Origin of the sequence: Cardinium endosymbiont of Nabis limbatus (assembly GCF_965196625.1) — a bacterium.
GTDB lineage: Bacteria > Bacteroidota > Bacteroidia > Cytophagales > Amoebophilaceae > Cardinium.
Window position 1 is genome coordinate 1,108,795 of record NZ_OZ239769.1, and the last position, 21,116, is coordinate 1,129,910.

General features: G+C 39.6%; 17 protein-coding genes. 10 read left to right on the forward strand and 7 right to left on the reverse strand.

The window, feature by feature from the left end; all coding sequences use genetic code 11:
• Nucleotides 1-64 precede the first annotated feature (64 nt).
• Together ACOALF_RS04925 and ACOALF_RS04930 are read right to left on the reverse strand one after the other, a co-directional pair.
• On the reverse strand, nucleotides 65-1,036 hold the full coding sequence (locus tag ACOALF_RS04925) for a hypothetical protein (RefSeq protein WP_419241384.1): 972 nt from the start codon (nucleotides 1,034-1,036) through the stop codon (nucleotides 65-67).
• Between the two features lie 91 nt (nucleotides 1,037-1,127).
• Nucleotides 1,128-3,200: an HD domain-containing protein gene (locus ACOALF_RS04930; RefSeq protein WP_419241385.1), complete on the reverse strand. Its 2,073-nt coding sequence runs from the start codon at nucleotides 3,198-3,200 to the stop codon at nucleotides 1,128-1,130.
• A 330-nt stretch (nucleotides 3,201-3,530) separates the two neighbouring features.
• Between ACOALF_RS04930 and dapF the strand changes: the two genes are divergently transcribed.
• The 9 genes from dapF (at nucleotide 3,531) to ACOALF_RS04975 (ending at nucleotide 13,731) form a co-directional block, all read left to right on the forward strand.
• Nucleotides 3,531-4,349: a diaminopimelate epimerase gene (gene dapF, locus ACOALF_RS04935; protein WP_419241386.1), complete on the forward strand. Its 819-nt coding sequence runs from the start codon at nucleotides 3,531-3,533 to the stop codon at nucleotides 4,347-4,349.
• A 32-nt stretch (nucleotides 4,350-4,381) separates the two neighbouring features.
• Nucleotides 4,382-5,614, forward strand: coding sequence for a M16 family metallopeptidase (locus ACOALF_RS04940; protein WP_419241387.1), 1,233 nt, complete (start codon nucleotides 4,382-4,384; stop codon nucleotides 5,612-5,614).
• 174 nt (nucleotides 5,615-5,788) lie between these two features.
• On the forward strand, nucleotides 5,789-7,123 hold the full coding sequence (gene ffh, locus ACOALF_RS04945) for a signal recognition particle protein (protein ID WP_419241388.1): 1,335 nt from the start codon (nucleotides 5,789-5,791) through the stop codon (nucleotides 7,121-7,123).
• Between the two features lie 140 nt (nucleotides 7,124-7,263).
• Nucleotides 7,264-7,590 carry a 30S ribosomal protein S15 gene (rpsO, locus tag ACOALF_RS04950; protein ID WP_419241389.1) on the forward strand — a complete coding sequence of 109 codons (327 nt, stop codon included), beginning with the start codon at nucleotides 7,264-7,266 and terminating at the stop codon, nucleotides 7,588-7,590.
• Nucleotides 7,591-7,773: 183 nt separating this feature from the next.
• Nucleotides 7,774-9,927, forward strand: coding sequence for a polyribonucleotide nucleotidyltransferase (locus tag ACOALF_RS04955; RefSeq protein ID WP_419241390.1), 2,154 nt, complete (start codon nucleotides 7,774-7,776; stop codon nucleotides 9,925-9,927).
• A 58-nt stretch (nucleotides 9,928-9,985) separates the two neighbouring features.
• On the forward strand, nucleotides 9,986-10,849 hold the full coding sequence (locus tag ACOALF_RS04960) for a sigma-70 family RNA polymerase sigma factor (protein ID WP_419241391.1): 864 nt from the start codon (nucleotides 9,986-9,988) through the stop codon (nucleotides 10,847-10,849).
• Between the two features lie 19 nt (nucleotides 10,850-10,868).
• On the forward strand, nucleotides 10,869-11,804 hold the full coding sequence (gene trxB, locus ACOALF_RS04965; RefSeq protein WP_419241392.1) for a thioredoxin-disulfide reductase: 936 nt from the start codon (nucleotides 10,869-10,871) through the stop codon (nucleotides 11,802-11,804).
• A gap of 22 nt (nucleotides 11,805-11,826) precedes the next feature.
• The gene (locus ACOALF_RS04970; RefSeq protein WP_419241393.1) at nucleotides 11,827-12,684 is read left to right on the forward strand and encodes a DMT family transporter; all 858 of its coding nucleotides are present in this window, start codon (nucleotides 11,827-11,829) and stop codon (nucleotides 12,682-12,684) included.
• 36 nt (nucleotides 12,685-12,720) lie between these two features.
• Nucleotides 12,721-13,731 (forward strand): hypothetical protein, encoded by a 1,011-nt coding sequence (locus ACOALF_RS04975; protein ID WP_419241394.1) that lies wholly within the window; start codon nucleotides 12,721-12,723, stop codon nucleotides 13,729-13,731.
• 124 nt (nucleotides 13,732-13,855) lie between these two features.
• Here ACOALF_RS04975 and rfbC read toward each other — a convergent pair whose 3' ends face one another.
• The 5 genes from rfbC to ppa form a co-directional block, all read right to left on the reverse strand.
• Nucleotides 13,856-14,440 carry a dTDP-4-dehydrorhamnose 3,5-epimerase gene (gene rfbC / locus ACOALF_RS04980; protein WP_419241395.1) on the reverse strand — a complete coding sequence of 195 codons (585 nt, stop codon included), beginning with the start codon at nucleotides 14,438-14,440 and terminating at the stop codon, nucleotides 13,856-13,858.
• Between the two features lie 526 nt (nucleotides 14,441-14,966).
• Nucleotides 14,967-15,857 (reverse strand): hypothetical protein, encoded by an 891-nt coding sequence (locus tag ACOALF_RS04985; RefSeq protein ID WP_419241396.1) that lies wholly within the window; start codon nucleotides 15,855-15,857, stop codon nucleotides 14,967-14,969.
• A gap of 367 nt (nucleotides 15,858-16,224) precedes the next feature.
• Nucleotides 16,225-16,725: a hypothetical protein gene (locus ACOALF_RS04990; protein ID WP_419241397.1), complete on the reverse strand. Its 501-nt coding sequence runs from the start codon at nucleotides 16,723-16,725 to the stop codon at nucleotides 16,225-16,227.
• Between the two features lie 192 nt (nucleotides 16,726-16,917).
• Nucleotides 16,918-19,413: a DNA gyrase/topoisomerase IV subunit A gene (locus ACOALF_RS04995; protein WP_419241398.1), complete on the reverse strand. Its 2,496-nt coding sequence runs from the start codon at nucleotides 19,411-19,413 to the stop codon at nucleotides 16,918-16,920.
• Between the two features lie 34 nt (nucleotides 19,414-19,447).
• Nucleotides 19,448-19,969 (reverse strand): inorganic diphosphatase, encoded by a 522-nt coding sequence (gene ppa, locus ACOALF_RS05000; RefSeq protein ID WP_419241399.1) that lies wholly within the window; start codon nucleotides 19,967-19,969, stop codon nucleotides 19,448-19,450.
• Between the two features lie 190 nt (nucleotides 19,970-20,159).
• Between ppa and ACOALF_RS05005 the strand changes: the two genes are divergently transcribed.
• A complete protein-coding gene (locus tag ACOALF_RS05005) occupies nucleotides 20,160-21,059 on the forward strand; it encodes a deoxyribonuclease IV (protein ID WP_419241400.1) in 900 nt (299 codons plus the stop codon).
• Nucleotides 21,060-21,116 lie beyond the last annotated feature (57 nt).

Consider the following 21,116-nt stretch of genomic DNA (forward strand, 5'->3'; position numbering starts at 1 on the left):
AAGCAGTGCAATTTCTGCATTATTTATTTTATTTCCAAGCTGCTGCCAAAACCATCTTGATCAGTTAGTTGGCATTTGGGGTTTGCAATTTGATGCGTAATGCCTCGAGCTCATCTTGAGGCATATTGGGGCCGACGCCTAATTTCTTGAGGTTATCGCGAATCGCTTTTCTGATTTTGGCCATTTTAGGGTATTGACAAAATAGTAGGACCTTATCCCCTAATAGGCTAATGCCTGGTTCCGGGCGTTCGTCAAGAAGAACAAAATAGGCAAAAGTATCAGCGGCATCTTCTTCGACAGATTTTGTTGAATACCGCCTGACAAATACACCGTTTTGTAAAAGTTCTCCTTTACGTTTAGAGAGAAGTTCTTGTATTCGTTGATAATTAGTTTCATATCCCTCAGCAATATCTTCCTGGTTACGTTCAGGGTCCAACAAACCGTATGATTCATCATGAGCATAATATAGGAGATTGATTTGTTTAATAATTGATTCATCTTTATAGAAGGGTCCGCCCCTTACACAATATCGTTGATCTTGATTCATTGTCAAATAATGACCGAATTCATGGAGCATTGTAAAAACGATACGGGGGTAGTCTAGTATTTCACGAAAATAACAAAATTTTATATCAAATAAGTTAAATGCCATTTCCAATTCGAAGATCTTTAGATTATTCCAGTTTTTAGGACCCATACGGGCCAATTCAGAACTATCTCCTCGATCGAATATTCTAACATATTGAATCCCTTTCCTGTATTCCCGGGGGATGAGTTCTGCAAAGAAGTTGTAGTATTGTTGATGTTTATTCCGATTCGTTCTTTCTTCTTCCCATAACTTAGGATCAAATTTAGAATCCGGGTCAGGTTTAAATAAACGATGAAGGCGAAGCTGATCATTCTTGTCAATTTTATAACTTACTATTACATCACTATTAGTACATTTAATGTTGTTTTGGACAAAATTGTTTTTAACACTAGATTTTGTATCAGAATTATTAAATATTTTAATTTTTTTAAAAACTGAAAACATCATATTAGGGCCAGGCTTATTGCATCCTATTAATATTAGACTACATAGACCCAATAAACTAGTAATCACTATTTTATCATTTATTTTATTATCATTATCCTTTGTCAAGGCACATCTGCAATACCTCTTGAGCAGCCATTTCCAGTGCCTCTACTATATCGCTATCTAAGTATCTCTTTGCCAAACAAATATCTACGGTAAGGGTCTCCTTTGCCATATCTATTACCTGCACCTTATGGACATAACCATAGGCATGGCGCAAGTCATAGAGCCGTTCGGCCAATTTAATACAAAGCACAAAAAGTTGATCTTGGTTAACCACCTTATTGCGCTGATTATCCACATAAAGCCCAGATGGCTCTATCTCTGGGCGCTCTTCTATAGATACAATAGATTGTACAAAAGAAAAAATATCTAAGCTATAATTAGCCTTAATATATGAAAGAGGCAAGTCGGTATACACAACTAAATCATACAACAAAGCAGCACAGATTGGTTCGGGAACGTAGGCTACCCAGTCTGCTACCAACCGCGCAATGCCTACCGCACGAACATAGAACAATTCCCCTGATGCATGCCGCCTAAAAGCATAACAACGCCTCAGCAACAAAAATATTTCATCCATCACACTGATACGCATATCACACATTTTGCAAACATAGTCACTAAATTTCATGAGCACTACCATGGAAGCATCCATTTCACTCTTGGTTACAAAACTATTGGAAGAAATTACATTAGAAATCAGCCCATCCCGAATGGCGGTCACATTACAAGGCAATACCAATAGGACTGATTTTTGTTTAGGAGAGGGAAATTGCAAATAACCATAGTGGGCACGCACAATCCTTTCTATCGGCTGCTTCTGCACATTGACCCAGTCTGCAATAACCTGGTTAAGTGCCCCTACAAGTTCTATTCCTTCTGTAATATCCTCATAATGGGTATGAATGGAAGGCAACGTGCCCAAAGGCGTATCTGCACTGCTCACGACCAAAGCAATAGCTGGAAAGGTTATTTGGGGAGGGCGTTGTTTTTTAACAGGGCCATATTTATAATACTTTAACCGAGTGGCATATAGTTGAATGCGTATAGATGTATCTTGATCTAGGTGCGCAACACGCAAAATAACCGTACCCAATAGATGCATTACCTGGCCCACATCACATACAACTTTGCTACTCAAATCAACATTTTTTGCATCCACTATCAGCTTTGGAGCAGATTCAACGGAATCATTTAAAACAATTTCTAATTGCTGAATGAGTGCATCTAGCGCAATTTCAGTTGGCAGCAGGGGCAAATGCACTTTAGATGCAGCATGTTGCTTTAAAAAAATAGACCACGCAGCAAACTTATTGACAATAGTACCAAAGTCTTCCTTATACAGGGCATCATCCTCTAAAAATAAAGAAGACTCCATCACCTCTTCCACAACTTCCTTTAAAGCAATAGCATCTCTTTCCGAATAACCCTCCGCAGCACGGAAATGCAAGTTATGAATCGTTTGTTTTAACCTTCGCTTATAGTGCTGCGCGCGTTTCAGTTTTGCTTTATTTTTTACGTAACGGTTATGGGCTCTATAATCAGCTATTTGAATTTTAATGTAAATAATCATAGTGAAAATCAATACACTAAATCCAAATAAAGAGATCATATCATCCGTTAGTTCTATCGGACCATCCGCAGCGCAAAAGACATAAATAATAGCCCATACCATAGCTACCAGCATGGCTATACCTAAGGGCAAGGGAAATACAGATAAGATTACAGACAAATGTGCTAGAGATAGCTTTAATAAAAATGAATAATCAGATACACGCCACCAATGCCAAAGCAAATTGACAGGAAGACAAAATAGCGAACCCATAAGCCAAAATCGAGTAATTTCAGAAGATGGCACTTCTTTTTTGGAAAGAATCGCATAACCTATCAGCCAAACACCTGCAGCAAATTGGAGGGTATACCAATAAATAAGACCTTTGCCTATATAACTTAATACAGCAGTAGTGATGAGCACATAAAAACCGGTATATCCTATTGCAATATTACTTGGTTTCAGTTTGACCAGCTTTTCTCTTACATAAGAAGATCTTATATAAGAAGACCGCAGTACAAAAAAGGAGATGGCCATAAGCGTAAGCAGCAAAGCTTGGAATGACAACATAAAAACAATGCAATATAAAAACGATACAATACACCCGTAAATAGAGACGATGATAAGCATTTTTTGTTATACAGTCAAAGACTATGACCCACTTATACACATCCAACCCCCTCACCAAGATGGTATTTAAAGCAAAATCGCTGTAAGTAAACCCACCTTTTACCTAGTGAAATCACTATAAACACACATTACGCAAATGATTCCTCCTTACACTTTCAAGAAGTTATTTGTATATTCAGCCGTTTTTTACTAGATTTTGCCTTCGTTTAGATCCTTTTAGCGGGACTCCTGCGGATTTTATAGGGTTTTTAACTTACTGAAATAGCCTCCATGCAACTTACATTTGCCAAGTACCAAGCCGCCGGAAATGATTTTATTATCATTAATAATTTTAAGGACCAAGCTTATATATATGACCCTATCGTAACCCAACAACTCTGCCATCGGCAATTTGGCATTGGTGCAGATGGAATCATTACCATTGAAAAAAAAGCAGGTTGTGACTTTGCCCTATTGCACTATAATGCAGATGGCAGCCAAGGTGGGGGGCTCTGTGGCAATGGAAGCCGCTCCGCGCTGCACTATGCACAGCAATTGGGCATCATCGATACAAAAGCCCATTTTATGGCTATAGACGGCCTACATACCGGTTATATACAGGCAGACCTTATTGGGCTAAGCTTACAGGATATTCATAGCATCCAACCACTAGATAAAGGCTATTTCCTAGACAATGGCACACGCCATTATGTAGAAATAGTAGATGCCATTGAAAGGGTTGATATGCAAGCAGTTGGTTTTCCAAGAAGAAATATGCACCCATTTGAAGAGGAGGGGGTGAACCTCAACTTTGTCCAGTTGGCAGCAGAAGATACCATTCTAGTCCGCACTTGTGAATGTGGACTACCATCCGAACCCTTATCCTGTGGGACAGGCGTTGTGGCCAGTGCACTGGTTTCGAGTGCCTATTATGGATTAAAGCGCCCTATAACCGCCATCACGAAAGGCGGTCCACTGCAAGTAAATTTTACAAGGCTACGAGACGGCCGTTTTACCGATATTTATCTAGTTGGGCGTGTCTATCAATCTTTTCATGGAATGGTTACCCCATCCGCCATACCACCGATTACCGGGGGTAATCTACTATAGCGATTCTTTATTTATTTGACCCTATACCTAAAATGATTCATTTTGAAAAATTTACTTTGTCCAATGGCCTACAAGTGATTGTACATGAAGATCCAACCAGCCATATTGCGGTCATGAACCTGATGTATGATGTAGGCGCACGAGATGAGCATCCCTTGCAAACAGGCTTTGCCCATTTATTTGAACATTTAATGTTTGGCGGCTCATGTAACATTCCCACTTACGACACCCCGTTGCAACAAGTAGGCGGTGACAACAACGCCTATACGACTACAGACTTAACCAATTACTATTGTTCCCTACCTGCTGTAAACTTAGAAACCGCTTTTTGGCTTGAGTCCGACCGCATGCTTGGACTCGCATTTAATGAAAAAGCACTCGAAGTACAACGCAAAGTAGTCATAGAAGAGTTTAAAGAACGCTACCTCAACCAACCTTATGGCGATGCATGGCACCATCTCACCAATATGGCCTATACCACACACCCCTACAAATGGCCCACCATTGGTCAATCATTAAGCCACATAGAAGCCATTACTATGGATGATGTAAAAGCCTTTTTTTACAAGTTCTACAGGCCCAACCAGGCCATTTTAGTCGTTGCCGGCAAGGTGACTACGCCACAAGTAGCCGCATTATGTAAAAAATGGTTTGAACCCATTCCAGCCGGCCCGCCTTACCATAGATTCTTGCCTCAAGAACCAGATCAAACGCAACCTAGGCACAAAGCAGTGCAAGGTAATGTGCCCTTCCCTATGCTATATAAAGCCTATCATATGCCAGGAAAAGGTATGCCTGGCTACTATGCAGCAGAAGTATTGTGCAACCTACTCGGCGAAGGAAAGTCTTCTTTGCTACATGCAAACCTAGTAGAAAAACAAGCCCTATACACCAGAATAGATGCCTATACCACAGAATCACTTGACCCTGGTCTATTTGTTATAAGCGGAAGTTTAACTGAAAAAATCCCATTCGAAGCAGCAGAAAGTGCTTTAATAGAAGTATTGAAACAAATAAAGGATACCCCACTTGCTGCACTAGAAAAGGTAAAAAATCAGATGGAAGCACAATTGGTCTTTGGACAAGTACACCTCATACATCGTGCGCAAGAATTGGCAAACGCCACTTTAGAGGGTGATACCAACTTAGCAAACAAGAAAATTGAGTATATTAGGCAAGTTGACTTAGAAGCGGTTCAAACCATCGCTGAAATGGTTTTAAAGAAAGAAAATTGTAGTACGCTTTATTACCAAACGATTCCGTAAACAGGTTTAGACTTCTATTGAAATGCTACTTCTGCTGGTAATTTGCTCGTCGATCCGGTGCTCAAATCCTCACGTACATTTAGTACGCTCCGGTTTTCCGCGCCGTATCTTCTACAAATTCCAGAGCATAAGCGCATTTCAAATAGAAGTATGGGAATAAAAATTATACATGCTATGTTTCAAAGCCTTAGTAAAAATTTAGAAAAAGCGATAAAATCCTTAAAAGGGCAAGGTCGCATTACAGAAATAAACATTGCTTCCACGATAAAAGAAATCCGTAGAAGCTTGGTTCAGGCAGACGTGCACTACAAAGTAGCCAAACAAGTTACAGATGCCATTAAACAAAAAGCCATTGGCACCAATGTGCTTACATCGGTTTCACCCGGTCAGCTCTTTACAAAACTGGTCCAAGATGCCTTAACCGACTTAATGGGTGGCATGCATAGTGAAGTGCGTCTTACCGGCCATCCAGCTATTATACTCGTAGCCGGGCTACAAGGAGCCGGAAAAACAACCCTAACAGCCAAGTTGGCACATTACTACAAAAAGAAAAACAAAACACCCCTCTTAGTAGCTTGTGACGTCTATAGGCCTGCAGCAACGGACCAACTTAAAAAACTAGGTACAGAACTCAATGTAAGCGTTTATACAGAACCAGAAGAAAAAAACCCCCATACCATTGCGCAAAATGCCATTCAAGCGGCCAAACAAAACGCAATCGACCTTGTAATTGTAGATACAGCAGGCCGTTTGGCTATTGACAAAGAGATGATGCAAGAGATTCGCATGCTGAAAGAAAGCTTAAAACCATCTGAAACACTTTTCGTAGTGGATGCCATGGCAGGCCAAGACGCAGTTACCACTGCACAAGCGTTTAATGAGCAGCTTAACTTTGATGGCGTAGTATTAACCAAACTAGATGGAGATGCCCGTGGAGGCGCAGCACTTTCCATTCGAAGTATGGTAGATAAACCCATTAAGTTTATCAGTACAGGTGAAAAGATGCAAGATCTAGATCTTTTTCATCCAGACCGTATGGCCAGTCGTATTCTGGGCATGGGAGATGTGATCTCCTTTGTAGAACGCGCAGAAGAGGTATACAACGAAGAACAACAACGCCGTTTAGAGCAAAAAATAAAAACCAATCAGTTTAATTTAGAAGATTTGGTCAAACAAATTGAACAAATTAAAAAAATAGGCAACCTCAAAGAAATAGTTAGCATGCTGCCCGGCCTAGGAAAAATAACGCAAGATCTACCTTTAGACGAGGATGTATTTAAAAGCTGCGAAGTAATCATCGCCTCTATGACGCCTAAAGAAAGAAAAAATCCCCATATTATTGATCGAAGCCGCCGTGAACGCATTGCACGGGGCAGCGGAACAACCATCCAAGAGGTCAATCAGTTGCTGAAGCAATTTGATTTGATCTATAAAATGATGAAAAAAGTACATAAAGAAGGTCCCAGTTTCTTTAGTAGCCTACCAGGACTCTTTAAGAAAGTACGATAAAGTCTTTGTTCACTACTTTCCTGCTTGTTTTCGGATCGTTTTGCCATACAGCTGAATGAATGCCGCCTTGCATTTGCGAATGGGTGATTTTATGGTTAAATTTGCTCAGGAGAAGTTGAAATTTATTCTAAATAAACACTATGAAGCTGACCAATCAAAATACAGACAATAAGGAAGAACTTTTTAAGACCTTTACATTCAACAATTCAGAAAAAGACAATCTGTTTAAAGTTTTTGGATTTAAAAAATCTCAGCAAGACAGTGGTTCCTCTGAATCACAAATTGCATTGTTTACCTACAGAATTAAACATTTAACAGAGCACTTAAGTGTTAAAAAGAAAGATCATGCTGCAAAATTAGGTCTTTTAAAATTAGTAGGTAGGCGCAAAAGGTTATTAGCCTATCTTAAAAAAGTAGATCTAAGCCGCTATAGAGATATCATTACCAACCTTGGTTTAAGAAAGTAGTCAATATCCTTTTGTTACGTTATGCCATTTGGTTTTTTTTAAAACTTTTCCTATATCCAATAGTATAGTCATGCACTAAGGTTGTATAGGAAAGGTTTTATTATATATATTTTATTTCCTGCTCTCTAATAAATAAATATAAAATTTCATACCGTTGTATATCATCATTCCATCATACCTATTATGCTCAGAAAACGCATTTCAAAAACAATAGAGTTACCAGACAATCGAATCATTACTATAGAGACGGGTAAATTAGCCACGCAAGCTGATGGCTCCGTTCTGATCCGCATGGGCAATACGATGCTCTTAGCGGCTGTAGTGGCCAAAGCAGCTGCAGAAGAAGGCGCTTTTAACTTTTTACCCCTTTCTGTAGACTACCAAGAAAAATTTGCGGCTTCTGGTAAAATACCTGGCGGCTTTCTCAAGCGAGAAGGGAGGCTAGGAGACCATGAGATCCTTATCGCTAGATTGGTCGATCGTGCCATTCGCCCTCTTTTCCCAAAAGGATTTAATAGTGAGATTCAAATGAATATATCATTGATATCTGCTGATGAGACCATTTTACCAGATGCGCTTGCTGCTTTAGCAGCCTCTTCCGCTTTATCTATTTCTTCTATTCCATTCCATGGGCCCATTTCTGAGGTCCGTGTGGCACGTATAGAGGGTGCTTTTTTAATCAATCCACCTTCTAACCTACTTGAAAAGGCGGATATGAACCTTATGGTAGCTGCCAGCGATGACCACATACTCATGGTAGAGGGTGAAATGAGTGAGGTGCAAGAAGCAGATATGATCGCTGTAATTCGCTACGCCCATGATGCGATCAAACTACACTGTCAAGTGCAGCGAGAACTTATGCAGGCAGTTGGCGTAGAGAAAAAAATAGATAAAACCAGCGACACAGATGGTACACCACTCTATCCAGCTGCTTTGCGTGAGGCCATTTATGCCGATATATATGCAGTTGCCAAACAACATATACCTTCTAAAGCATTGCGTAAAGAAGCTTTTATGGCCGTAGGACATCGTTACAACGAACAACTTACCAAGGACCAAAATGGTCAGGAGGTGCCTGTGGCAGGGCAGAAGACATTTCTGCTTGAACTTCAAAATCAAGCCATTCGCGAACTTATATTAAATGAAAGCATTCGTTTAGATGGCCGTCAACTAGACGAAATTAGATCGATTGAATCTGAAATAGATTACCTACCCTCTGCACATGGTTCTGCACTCTTTACAAGAGGTGAAACACAATCACTTACTACGGTTACCCTTGGGAGCAAGTTTGATGAACAAATCATTGATAGAGCAATGGAAGATGGCTATAACCGTTTTATGCTTCATTATAATTTTCCTGGTTTTTCTACTGGAGAAGTCAAACCCAATAGAGGACCTTCTCGTCGAGAAATAGGTCATGGCAACTTAGCTATGCGGGCATTAAAAGCGGTTTTACCACCTGATAAAGAAAATTTATATACGATACGTGTGGTATCTGACATTCTTGAATCAAATGGATCTTCCTCTATGGCCACTGTTTGTGCAGGTTCTCTGGCCCTAATGGATGCAGGCATTCCCATTAAAGCAGCTGTTTCAGGTATTGCCATGGGTATGATTACAGATCCTGCTACAGGCCGCTTTGCTGTTTTATCTGATATCTTGGGAGATGAAGACCATATCGGTGATATGGATTTTAAGGTAACAGGCACCCATCAAGGGATTACTGCATGCCAAATGGATATGAAAGTAGCTGGTATTTCCTATGAAATGCTAGAAAAAGCGCTACTTCAGGCTAAATCAGGCAGGCTACACATTCTTCAAAAAATGGAAGAAACCATCGCAACCCCTCGTTCAGAGGGTAAACCACATGCCCCTAAAATTGTCACTATAGAGATTGAAAAAGAAATGATTGGCGCCATCATTGGGCCAGGCGGAAAGGTGATACAAGAAATTCAAAAAGAAACCGCTACCCATATAGATATTGTTGAACAGGGGCATAAGGGTATTGTGACCATATTTTCTGGAAATCAAGAAATGCTGCAAAAAGCCTCTGGTAGAATAGAAAAAATTATTGCCAAGCCAACCATCGGTGAAGTATATATAGGAAAAGTTAAATCTGTCTTAAACTATGGCGCATTTGTAGAGTTTATGCCTGGTAAAGATGGATTTTTGCATGTTTCAGAGGTCCGCTTAGAACGGATTGAAAATTTAGAAAGTGTATTAGAAATCGGAGAAGAATTACAGGTAAAACTGATTGGTGTAGATCCTAAAACAGGTAAATATAGATTATCACGGAAGATATTGCTATCCCCTGACGTTGTAGCAGCTGGAGGGTAGTGGCGCTACACCAGCTGGACGGATCCTACTTTTTACATTTATTTAACTTTAGCAAACTATGAGACAACTGAAGATAAGCAAACAGATCACAAATCGTGAAAGTCAATCCTTAGACAAATACCTTCAGGAAATTGGCAGGGTCCCATTGCTCAGTGCTGATGAAGAGGTTGAACTTTCCAAAAAAATTAGAATGGGTGATAGAGCTGCTTTTGAAAGGCTCACGAAGGCCAATCTTAGGTTTGTGGTTTCTGTAGCCAAGCAATATCAAAATCAAGGATTATCTTTAAGTGATTTGATTAATGAAGGCAACCTTGGTCTCATTAAATCTGCCCAGCGGTTTGACGAAAAAAGAGGATTTAAGTTTATCTCTTATGCAGTTTGGTGGATTAGACAATCGATATTGCAAGCCCTAGCTGAGCAGGCTAGAATTGTACGGTTGCCATTGAATCGCATCAGCTCGCTGAGCAAGATTTCTAGAACCTTTTCGCGCTTGGAGCAAAAATATGAAAGAGAGCCTACAGTTGAAGAATTGGCTCAATTCTTAGAGGTCGATCCAGAAGAGGTACATGGTGCGTTAAAGGTTGCAGGACGCCATATTTCTGTAGATGCTCCCTTTTTACAGGGTGAAGAAAACAGTCTATTAGATGTATTGGAAAGTGACGTAGAAAAAAAGCCAGATAGTGAGTTAATGAATGATTCTTTGTGTAAAGAAATCCAACGCGCATTGGCTGTACTTACCCCTAGAGAACGGGATGTACTCTGCTATTATTTTGGTCTTAACAATACAGAGGTATTGACCCTAGAAGAAATAGGGGGCCGCTTTGGGCTCACACGAGAGCGCGTACGTCAAGTAAAAGAAAAAGGTATTAAAAAACTAAAAGCAGCCGTGAGTAGTGAAACACTCAAGTGCTATCTAGGGTAAGGGGTCTATTTTAAAATTTATGTCTTCTATACCGCTTATTATTATTGGAGGTGGTCCAGCTGGTTATACGGCTGCGATTTATGCTGCTCGAGCAGGCCTGCATCCCGTTTTATACGAAGGCCCTAACCCAGGTGGTCAATTAACCATTACAGGGGAGGTAGAGAACTATCCTGGCTATAGGAATGGCGTAACGGGTCCGGCTATGATGGAAGACTTTCAAGCGCAAGCAGAGCGATTTGGCACAGTTGTTAAAACCGGTACCGTTGTAAAAGTGGATTTTGCTGCCTATCCACGGCGGTTAACATTAGACAGCTCTGTAGAGCTGCTTGTACAATCTGTGATCATTGCGGCTGGTGCCTCTGCAAAATGGCTTGGGTTGCCCGCAGAAAAAAGGTTATATGGCAGAGGTGTTTCTGCCTGTGCCATTTGCGATGGCTTCTTTTTTAAGGATAAAACCGTTGTAGTAGTCGGCGGAGGCGATACAGCAGCAGAGGAATCACTCTATTTAGCCAAACTTTGCCAAAAAGTTCATCTCCTAGTGCGCAAAGACCAAATGCGTGCCAGTAAAATTATGCAAGAACGGGTTTTTAAAAATGCAAATATTCAAATCTCTTTTCAGACAGAAGTGCAAGATATAATAGGGCAAACGCAAGTAGAAGCGATAAAGGTCATACATACCGCTTCTAAAAAGACTACTGCTATAGCAGCCGCTGGGTTATTTGTTGCCATAGGTCATCAACCCAATAGTTTGCCCTTTTTACCTTATATAGCAGTAGACCCACAAGGGTATATTCAAACCAAACCAGGCACTACACAAACCAATATTCCTGGCGTATTTGCGGCTGGAGACATTCAAGATCCCCATTACAGACAAGCGGTAACCGCTGCTGGAACAGGCTGTATGGCTGCATTAGAAGCAGAACGTTTTCTGCAGCAACCTTTTGGGAGTTTTTAAAAAAATCAATTCTTTAAAGCAGATGCATCTTCCAAAGAACACCTATGTACAATCATTGTTTTGGCTATTGCTGAGTATACTTTCAAGTTGCTTCAATGATTTGGTTACCAAATATTTAGTTAGAGGGTTAACCGCTTGCCAAATCTGTTTTTTTCGTTTTACATTTGGTAGTTTGGTTTTGGTACCTTTTATCTACCAAAAGGGCTCTTTTAAAACACAACGTCCACTCTTGCATCTATTTCGGGGGCTATTTTTATCCATTGCAATGGGTTTATATGCCTATAGCCTCACCCAAATGGCCATAAGTAGCGCCACAGTAATCGGATTTACCAATCCTATTTTTGTACTGCTTTTAGCAAGAATCTTTCTTAAAGAGAAAGTTGCCCTGCCCATATGGATGGCCACCCTATTGACTTGTATCGGGATGGCTTTAATATTGCGTCCGACCATGTATAATGGTGCAGCTTTATCTTGTATATCAGCAACCATTGTTTTTGCCTCATTGGACATCATTAATAAAAAGTATGTTACATCCGAGCCGATCCTTTCTATGCTTTTCTTCTCCAATTTGATTGCCTCTTGCTGCATGTTACCAGTAGCTTGCTATTTCTGGACCCCCCCTACCCTATTTGAATTAGGCTTTTTAAGCATACTGGGCATTGGCAGCAACCTCATTCTTTATTTTTTATTAAAAGCCTTGCAGCAGTCAGATGTAGCCTCCTTAGCACCTATGAAGTATACCGAATGGGTCCTTTCTATCCTATTCGGCTATCTTTTTTTCCAAGAGTGGCCAACCGTTAGCACTTGCTTGGGCGCCGGAGTCATTATTTCTTGTACCTGTTTTATTGTATATTATCAAAATAAGCTGAAAGAGCAATAAAAGAGGGAAAGGTACATATCTTATAAAACCATTGTTATGCAAAACATTTCATTACAAAAATCTATCCTATACACTATTTTACATTGCATCTTATTTTGTGCTATAGCAGCTGATTGTGATTGTTCTAAAAGGCCAGTCGATAAATCGACAAACATAAACATAGCAACACCACCTCCACCAACATCACCAGAAACAAAAAACAATGAGCCTATTAAGGGGAAAGAAGGGAAAAAAGATAATGAAGGTGATGAGGATGATGAGGAGATAAAAAAGAAGATAGAAGAAAAATTATTAGCAGATAAGGAAAGCGTAGAGGAAGAAATAAGTCTCCTAAAAAGTCAAAGAAAAGAGGAAGAAGAAGAGGAAAGAAAAGAGGAAGAAGAAGAGGAAAATCTTCAGGACAACGTAGAGCCAAGCGCTCCTGAATATGAATATGAACCCCCTCCCCCATACACTGATCATGGGTTTGATCGCAATCCTGTAGCCAGTTTTACTGATACGCGTCGTACAACTACTGCATCTAATGTGTGCAAAAATTGTCAAAAAGGCAACAACCGTTCATTTGATGAAGAAGAGATGCAGGATATAATAAGTAAATATCGACCAACCAAGTTAAAGATTAAAGAATATAAATTAAAAATAATCAATAAGTTTCTCCGCAACAAAAAACCTTTATATATCTATAAAGACAAACTAGAGAAATACGAAAACAGAAAAAAAGCGTTAGAAAAGGAACAAGAAACAATATGTACGAATCCAGCGTTATGTAGTACACATAAGGCAAAGCAAATAAGACTTAATTTGATAGCGATGAACGAGATAAACCTTAAAATCAATTATGTGCAGGGTATTCTTGCGGAAATAAGGAAGAAAAAAAACAATAAAGCAAATTCATCTACTAATGCAACAACATCGCCCTATCCAATTCAACAATATCCACCAGTAGCTAATCCTATGTCAAATAATATAAATTTCATGACTCCGCCTCCTTCTTATTCGGATAGCCCAAAATTATATCCAGATCTTTCCAAGGAAGGTGTAAAGTAAAATCTTGAAAATGAATGGGTAGTTCTAAAAGATTATTTAAAAAGTTTTTTTGTGATGATATATCATTAATTTTCATTTCATATGCTATTGTCGCCGCCAATAAGATGAATAAATAAAATAAAAATTAAAAATTAAAAACTGCCGCTTGAAACAGCGGAAGTGCGGCATCTCTTGATGAAACAATTTGAGGTTTTGCATAATCTGCCCAAGGAATATGTAAAGTAGGATCTTGAAAATGAATGCCCTGTTCTGCATCTGGGAAATGGTAGGCATCGCATTTATAGGCTAGAATCGCTTCGCTGCTTAACGCTATAAAGCCATGCGCAAAGCCTTTAGGTACAAAAAGCTGATGCTGATTTTCTGAAGAAAGTAAAAAGCCCTGCCATTTTCCAAAAGTATCCATTTCTTTGCGCAAGTCTACTACTACATCCCATATAACCCCTTGTACCACACGAACCAGTTTCGCTTGTGCATGGGGCGCTAATTGATAATGCAGCCCACGAATGGTTCCTTTTTTAGATAAAGATTGATTTTCTTGTATAAAAGAAACATCTAACCCTAGTGCCTTATATTTTTCTTGATGGTATGATTCAAAAAAATAGCCTCTGCTATCGTAATATAGCGTAGGTTTAAAGAGTAAAAGGCCTGAAAGATATTGTGCTTCTAGTTGCATAACGTATTGGTAGATAAAGGTATAGTACCTGCTCAAATCAATGGTAAAAAGGAATTTTTAATGTTACTTTTTGCTTGATAAAAAAGTAACCAAAAAATCAAGCGCTGATGGAAAAAGCTGCTGAAAGCACAGCTTACAGCTGGAAAAACAGGAGCCATCCTGCAATCCCTCCCTGAAAACTGTTTTTCTTTTCATCTGTAAGCTGTGCTTTCTGATCGCAACTTTTTCCAAGGGCGCGTTTTTCCTACTTTTAGATATAATGCTGAATATCAAACAAAATAACACATTCATTACATTCGCTTCAATCTATCTTGCAGTTGCATCAACTTAAGGTGCCACTGGCCTGCCCATAAAAAAACTTGGCGCTTCAGTAAACTTGTAGTATTTGGACGCATGACTGTTCAGCGGATCAGAAAAACGGCTTGTCTGAGCCCGCTACGCGGGCGAGTTCTGTTTTTCCCGCTGAACAACCATGCGTTTCCTTACTTTACTGTATGCCAAACTTTTTATGGGCAGGCCAGTGGCCTAGCTGCATATGAACAGCCTATACAGACAATTATAATTACAATGTATTTTTCCGCCTCACAAAATCATAGCCCAATACAAGCCCCAACCCATTCATACCTATTACAATCCCAGAACTTCCTCTAAACTCAATGCCAAAATCCCAACCAAAATCCCAATGCCAAACCTTATGATTAGGGAGGGAATTTTGATCGCTATCAGAGTTAATCTTAAAAGTAGAACAACATATTTCATATAGCCCTCTTTTAGTTAGATCTTGTATATCTCGACCCGTAATGCTACGTTGGTCAGCAATACACTTACCTAATGTTAAAAGATTATACAATATACCTTTGATTATAGAGGTATTAATACAGACAGGGCAATATTGTTTTCTCTTTAGATCAAAAAAAATCAATATCAAACGAGGCCCCCCATAGCATACCCACTTCCGACTTTTTTCTGGGTAGAACCGAAAAAATAAAGGGATAGTTATTGCATGAAATTGTATATTGACCAAAGCAGCATGCACTACATAACCTTCATTTTTAGCAGATAAAGCATTAATTTCTTTACCCAAACGAGACCAAAAGGCCAACAAACCTGTATCTAGTAGCCGCTTACGGTCAATAGAAAAATCTACCGTATAAAAAGCGTTATAGCTATACAACAAACCTGTTTGAATGCCTATTCCATTTAAAGGATGCCATTCTATAACAGGGCCAACGGCCATTTCCCCACCAATGGCCCAATGTTTTTGAATGGTTTTTTTAGTGCCCTTAGCCCAGCCTTTTATACCAAAATTTAAAATAGAATGTTCATTTTTAGAAAAAAAATTATTTTGCGGCACTAGATCCGTGCAAGATGATTCAGCAAAAGCTGGATGATGGCCTACCAACCATAACGATAACCCAACAAAAAGTGAAAACGTTTGTATTTTTTTTATCATTTCAATTCAAATTCAATACGTATTCTTTCCTTTTGGAGCTATCTGCTTAGGTGAATGACCAACTATACATAACAAGAAGCTTGATTTGGGGCATGCGACATCAATAGATTATACTACCACCTCTTTAAGTAATATTTATAAAACAACAGAACCATCTATCTAATATTACGCTTTAATAAGCAGCTTAGTAAAATCATAGCCCAATGCAAGTCCTAGTCCATTTATACCTATCATAAACCCAGATTTGAACTTATAGTCAAGTCCAAAATCAAAAGTTATATGTTTTTTAATTCCAAGATCATTAGCCAATTTCCTATCTAATTTAGGTCTAACATATTTCACCTCAGGGAACCCCTTGCTATCATTACTAATGATAGGAAATTTCGTCTTTTGCTTTAGATAAAGGGATCACCAAGCGAAGTCCTCCATGTAATGCAAATTGGCGATCACTTCCTGGATAGAACCAAATAGACAATGGAATACTAATAGCGTGAAATTCAACACGATTCAGCCCCACATGCATTTTTGAGCTATTTTTTTCGTTTGGCTTAGGCGCACCAGAGCAACCACTGACTACTTCTCTCCAATCACACAGTTTCCTCAAACTGTTGTAACTATAGATCAACCCAGTTTGAATGCCTACTCCATCGAATGGTTTCCACTCTACAAAAGGACCAATAGCAGGTTGTAAATCTGAAAAACGTCTCACAGGCAAATCTTTTTCATGCCCTATCCAGGCTTTTATACCAATATGCCAAGGGCATTTCTTATCATCAGCCTGATGCTCCGCATCAAAAGCTGATACATGGCCCACCAAACTTGCTGATAACGCAATAATCTCTGTAATTTTCTGTATCGTCTTTTTCACTTTATATCTAAGGTTAGAATTATTCAATTGGGTGTTACACATATTGATAGGGTAAAGAGCTAAACATAGAAGCCTGCTCTTCTAAAAAAGTATAAGTAAGCACCTACCACTAAAAGATTAAGATGGTATAATAATTGTTAAATAAATGCTAAAAGTACAGCAATTTAATTGATTTTTATTAAAAATCAAATTTTATGCATTCCATACATCTACTCGTGTGATCCTATACTTAGAAAGCAATGTGCCCTTTGCTTTAATCGTTTTAACAGCAACTTTTTCCAAATCATAGATAATCGATCGCTCCTCATTGCCATTAGGATCTACTAAATAATGTAATTGTAGTTTAGGCGTTGCAGCAGCAGTAACCAATTTTACAATACAAGCATCTGATTCTGAAAGGAATAAATTATATCGCTTATCTAAAGCCCGTATATCTACCCTAAAACGTTTTACAAAATAATTTTGATGTACACAGTTGTAGTAGACTACTGAAAGCAAATGCGTATCGCTTAATGGCTCTATAAGGGTAATGTGACCAGGGGGTGGTTGAAAAGAAAAAGCAGCCACAAGATAGTAACCATCTTGAAAGACCAAAAGAAGCTTATCCGTTGGCCCAAAAAAGCCTAGTAATTTTCCTTGCCCAGGAGGCGTTATTTGACCTGTAGCGGCATCATACCAGAGTTCCACTTTACCTAATGTAGCACGGCTTTGCCCTTTTCGCTGGACCTTATAAATGGCATGTTTGGTAAGGATATTGCCTTTAGCAGCACGCCCTTTTATCGATAAATCCGCAAAATTAAATTCAAATTTCTTTTTAGCCGTTCTACTGATGGGCGAAAGTAAAACGATAACGGTTTCTGCCGCACCATTGGGATGCGTACTTAAATAGGCTACCCTAGAACCTGGTGTACCTAAGGTTAAATCATAGGTTTTATCACGTGTAACCGCCAATACTTGAAACCGTTTGGCAAAGGCAATACCAGTGGCACCATCTACATAAATAAGCTGATAAACGCGCTTGTTGTCTTTCTTATCATAAATAGAGACATATATAATATCTTTGCCTATAAAGAGTTTATCTGCTATTTTAGTGATGACATATTTGCCATCTTTACAGACTGCAATGACGTCATCTATATCTGAACAAGCTTCGACGCATTCTTCTCCTTTAAGGCCATAACCTATAAAACCTTCTTTACGATTTACATAAAGCCTGTAATCTTTTACGACTACAGCATGGGGCTCAATAGGGTCAAAGCTGGTTAAAATGGTTTTGCGTTCTCGGCCCTTTCCATATTTCTGAAGCAGACCGCTATACCAGGCTATGGTGTAGTCCTTTAGATGCTGTAAATGATGGGTGGTACGGGCTAAATGGGTTTGAAACTGGGCCAATGTTTCCTGCGCACGTAGGCTATCATATTGTGAAATGCGTTTGATTTTAATCTCTGTTAAGCGGATTAAGTCTTCTTCTACAATAGGTCGATAAAAATCATAGGGCTGTAAATGGTGGGCTATAGTCTTCAATAGCTCCTCCCAGGTGGTACACCCCTCTATCTCTCTATAGATACGGTTTTCAATAAATATTTTCTCCAAACGGGCAAAAAACAACTTCTCTTTTAATGCCTGTTGCTCTAAAAGCAGCTCTTGCTCCAACAAATCAGTTGTACGGGCTACCGTATAGGCCAAGAGCTCATGAACCGTTATAAAAACGGGTTTTTCATCCTGAATGACACAAGCATTAGGCGCATAGCTTACTTCACAATCTGTGAAAAGATAGAGTGCATCTATAACGGTTTCTGGTAGTTGACCAGGGAGTAAGCTAATGAGAATTTCAATATTTTCTGCTGTGTTATCTACTACATTTTTAATTTTTATTTTACCTTTCTCATGTGCTTTTAGAATAGAATCAATTAAACTAGTAGTAGTAGTGCCATAGGGTATTTGGGTGATCGCCAATGTATGTTGGTCCTGGACTGCGATACGGGCGCGTACCCGAACCTTCCCGCCTCTTTTGCCTGCATGGTAATGGGTGCAATCTGCGAACCCACCGGTGGAAAAATCTGGAAATAAGCTAACAGGCTCCCCATTGAGCAACGCAATAGCGGCCTCTACCAGCTCTATAAAATTATGGGGTAAAATTTTAGTAGCCAACCCTACCGCAATTCCCTCTACGCCTTGGGCAAGCAATAGAGGAAATTTAACCGGTAAGGTGCGCGGCTCTTTTTTTCTGCCATCATAAGAAAGCTGCCAGGTGGTAATCTGTGGGCTATATAAAATTTCCTTGCCAAATGGCGCCAAACGGGCTTCTATATAACGGGCAGCAGCGGCACTATCCCCTGTTCGCAAATCGCCCCAATTCCCTTGTGTATCGATCAATAATTCTTTTTGACCTATCGCTACAATGGCTTCTGTAATAGATGCATCTCCATGGGGATGGTATTGCATGGTTTGCCCTACAATATTGGCTACCTTATTGTAGCGGCCATCATCAATTAGGTGCATGGCATGTAGAATCCGACGCTGCACAGGCTTAAGGCCATCTTCTATGGCAGGTACGGCACGCTCCAAAATTACATAAGAAGCATATTCCAAAAACCATTGCTCATACATTTGCTCCATAGGAGGTACCTCAATGGTTTGCTCATCTGGACCATTCGCGCGATTTGCTGAGTCGGATGTTTCGTTCATAATTTTCAAAAAAGCAAATCTATTACTCGACTGACTATTTCCTTTGTGCAGCTTCTACTAAAAGTTCCATAGCCTTTTCCTTGCTTTCAAATCCTTTGACTTTAACCCATTTTGAGGGATCTAAGTCTTTATAATGGCTAAAAAAGTGCATAATGCGTTTTTGCAAAAGCGCATCTAATTGTTCAATATGGTCAATATGCGCAAACTCAGGTGCTACTTTTTGGATCGGCAATGCAATAATTTTTTCGTCAAAACCAGATTCATCTTCCATCAACAATACGCCAATAGGTCTAGCTTTAATAACCGCGCCAGCTACAATGGGGTAAGTGGTTGTCACCAACACATCAGCAGGATCACCATCTCCAGAAAGGGTATGGGGCACAAACCCATAGTTACAAGGATAATACATAGCAGTTGGCATAAATCTATCTACAAATAAAGCGCCAGACGACTTGTCCATTTCATATTTTACAGGATCATGATGCATTGGAATTTCAATGATGACATGTAGCTGATTGGGAAAATCGTCTCCCAGTGATATCTTTTCTATGTTCATACGCTTTTAAGTTTAAATAAATAAATTAGGAATATCGAGATTAGATGGCTGATCTAATAGACCTTTTGCATATCCTAGTAACAAACCTAAGCTTATGCTTGGATTTTTCCTATTAGAGCAAGCTAGATAGGTTCCAATAAATTATCTATCTTTATCCTTCTATTCTAATATATCACACAACCCGAAACGTATGGTACAGGCCGCAATAGATTCCACTGCACCATTGATTGGTGTCCATACCTCTACCCAAGAGGGGCTCCACAATGCGTTGCGCCATGGTGCCGAAATAGATGCAAATACGATACAGCTTTTTACCAGCAATCAACGCCAATGGGCAGGTAGACCATTGAACAAAGCAACATTAGATCAATGGCATGATACGCTAGAGGCTACCTCTATGCAACAAATCATGAGCCATGCGAGTTATTTGATTAACCTGGGTTCTAATAAGGAGGCCTTATTAGCGCAAAGCCGTGCAGCTTTTGTAGAAGAAATAACACGTTGTTTCGCTTTAAAAATTAGTTATTTAAACTTTCACCCAGGCGCTGCAACGGGTGATGCTGCAGTAGTGTGTTTAGACCGGATTGTGCAAAGCCTACAGGCACTTGAGCCACTTTTTCAAGAAAAAACGACTTTACGTTTGCTAATAGAAACTACTGCAGGTCAAGGCTCTACAGTTGGCCATTCTTTTGAGCAATTGGCCTATATCATCGAGCGGGTCAAGGCGGTAATCCCGATTGGGGTTTGTATAGATACTTGCCATATCTTCGCAGCAGGATATGACATCCGTACATTGGATGGGTGGGAGGATACATTGGCCCAATTTGAATCAACCATTAGCCTAAACCACCTCTACGCCTTACATGTAAATGACTCAATGATGCCCCTTGGCTCAAAAAAGGACCGACATGCCAATTTAGGAGATGGAGAAATAGGCATGGCTTGTTTTCAAACGATTATGCAACATCCAAAACTCCGCATGATTCCTAAATACTTAGAAACGCCTAATGGTACAACCATGTGGGCAAAAGAAATAGAACGCTTGCGCAGATTTTACTTTGCAGCTGAATCCAATAGACCTCTTGCATAAGCTATTTATGATCAGCAATTTTTAGGAGAGACGCAGTCGAGCACCGCAGAATACTAA

Coding starts and splice junctions, on each gene's coding strand:
- trxB (WP_419241392.1), top strand. CDS start 10,869: ATGTCTTCTATACCGCTTATTATTATTGGAGGTGGTCCAGCTGGTTAT.
- ACOALF_RS04975 (WP_419241394.1), top strand. CDS start 12,721: ATGCAAAACATTTCATTACAAAAATCTATCCTATACACTATTTTACAT.
- ACOALF_RS04925 (WP_419241384.1), bottom strand. CDS start 1,036: ATGATGTTTTCAGTTTTTAAAAAAATTAAAATATTTAATAATTCTGAT.
- rpsO (WP_419241389.1), top strand. CDS start 7,264: ATGAAGCTGACCAATCAAAATACAGACAATAAGGAAGAACTTTTTAAG.
- ACOALF_RS05005 (WP_419241400.1), top strand. CDS start 20,160: ATGGTACAGGCCGCAATAGATTCCACTGCACCATTGATTGGTGTCCAT.
- ffh (WP_419241388.1), top strand. CDS start 5,789: ATGTTTCAAAGCCTTAGTAAAAATTTAGAAAAAGCGATAAAATCCTTA.
- ppa (WP_419241399.1), bottom strand. CDS start 19,969: ATGAACATAGAAAAGATATCACTGGGAGACGATTTTCCCAATCAGCTA.
- ACOALF_RS04955 (WP_419241390.1), top strand. CDS start 7,774: ATGCTCAGAAAACGCATTTCAAAAACAATAGAGTTACCAGACAATCGA.
- ACOALF_RS04930 (WP_419241385.1), bottom strand. CDS start 3,200: ATGTTGTCATTCCAAGCTTTGCTGCTTACGCTTATGGCCATCTCCTTT.
- dapF (WP_419241386.1), top strand. CDS start 3,531: ATGCAACTTACATTTGCCAAGTACCAAGCCGCCGGAAATGATTTTATT.
- ACOALF_RS04985 (WP_419241396.1), bottom strand. CDS start 15,857: ATGATAAAAAAAATACAAACGTTTTCACTTTTTGTTGGGTTATCGTTA.
- ACOALF_RS04995 (WP_419241398.1), bottom strand. CDS start 19,413: ATGAACGAAACATCCGACTCAGCAAATCGCGCGAATGGTCCAGATGAG.
- ACOALF_RS04960 (WP_419241391.1), top strand. CDS start 9,986: ATGAGACAACTGAAGATAAGCAAACAGATCACAAATCGTGAAAGTCAA.
- ACOALF_RS04940 (WP_419241387.1), top strand. CDS start 4,382: ATGATTCATTTTGAAAAATTTACTTTGTCCAATGGCCTACAAGTGATT.
- ACOALF_RS04970 (WP_419241393.1), top strand. CDS start 11,827: ATGCATCTTCCAAAGAACACCTATGTACAATCATTGTTTTGGCTATTG.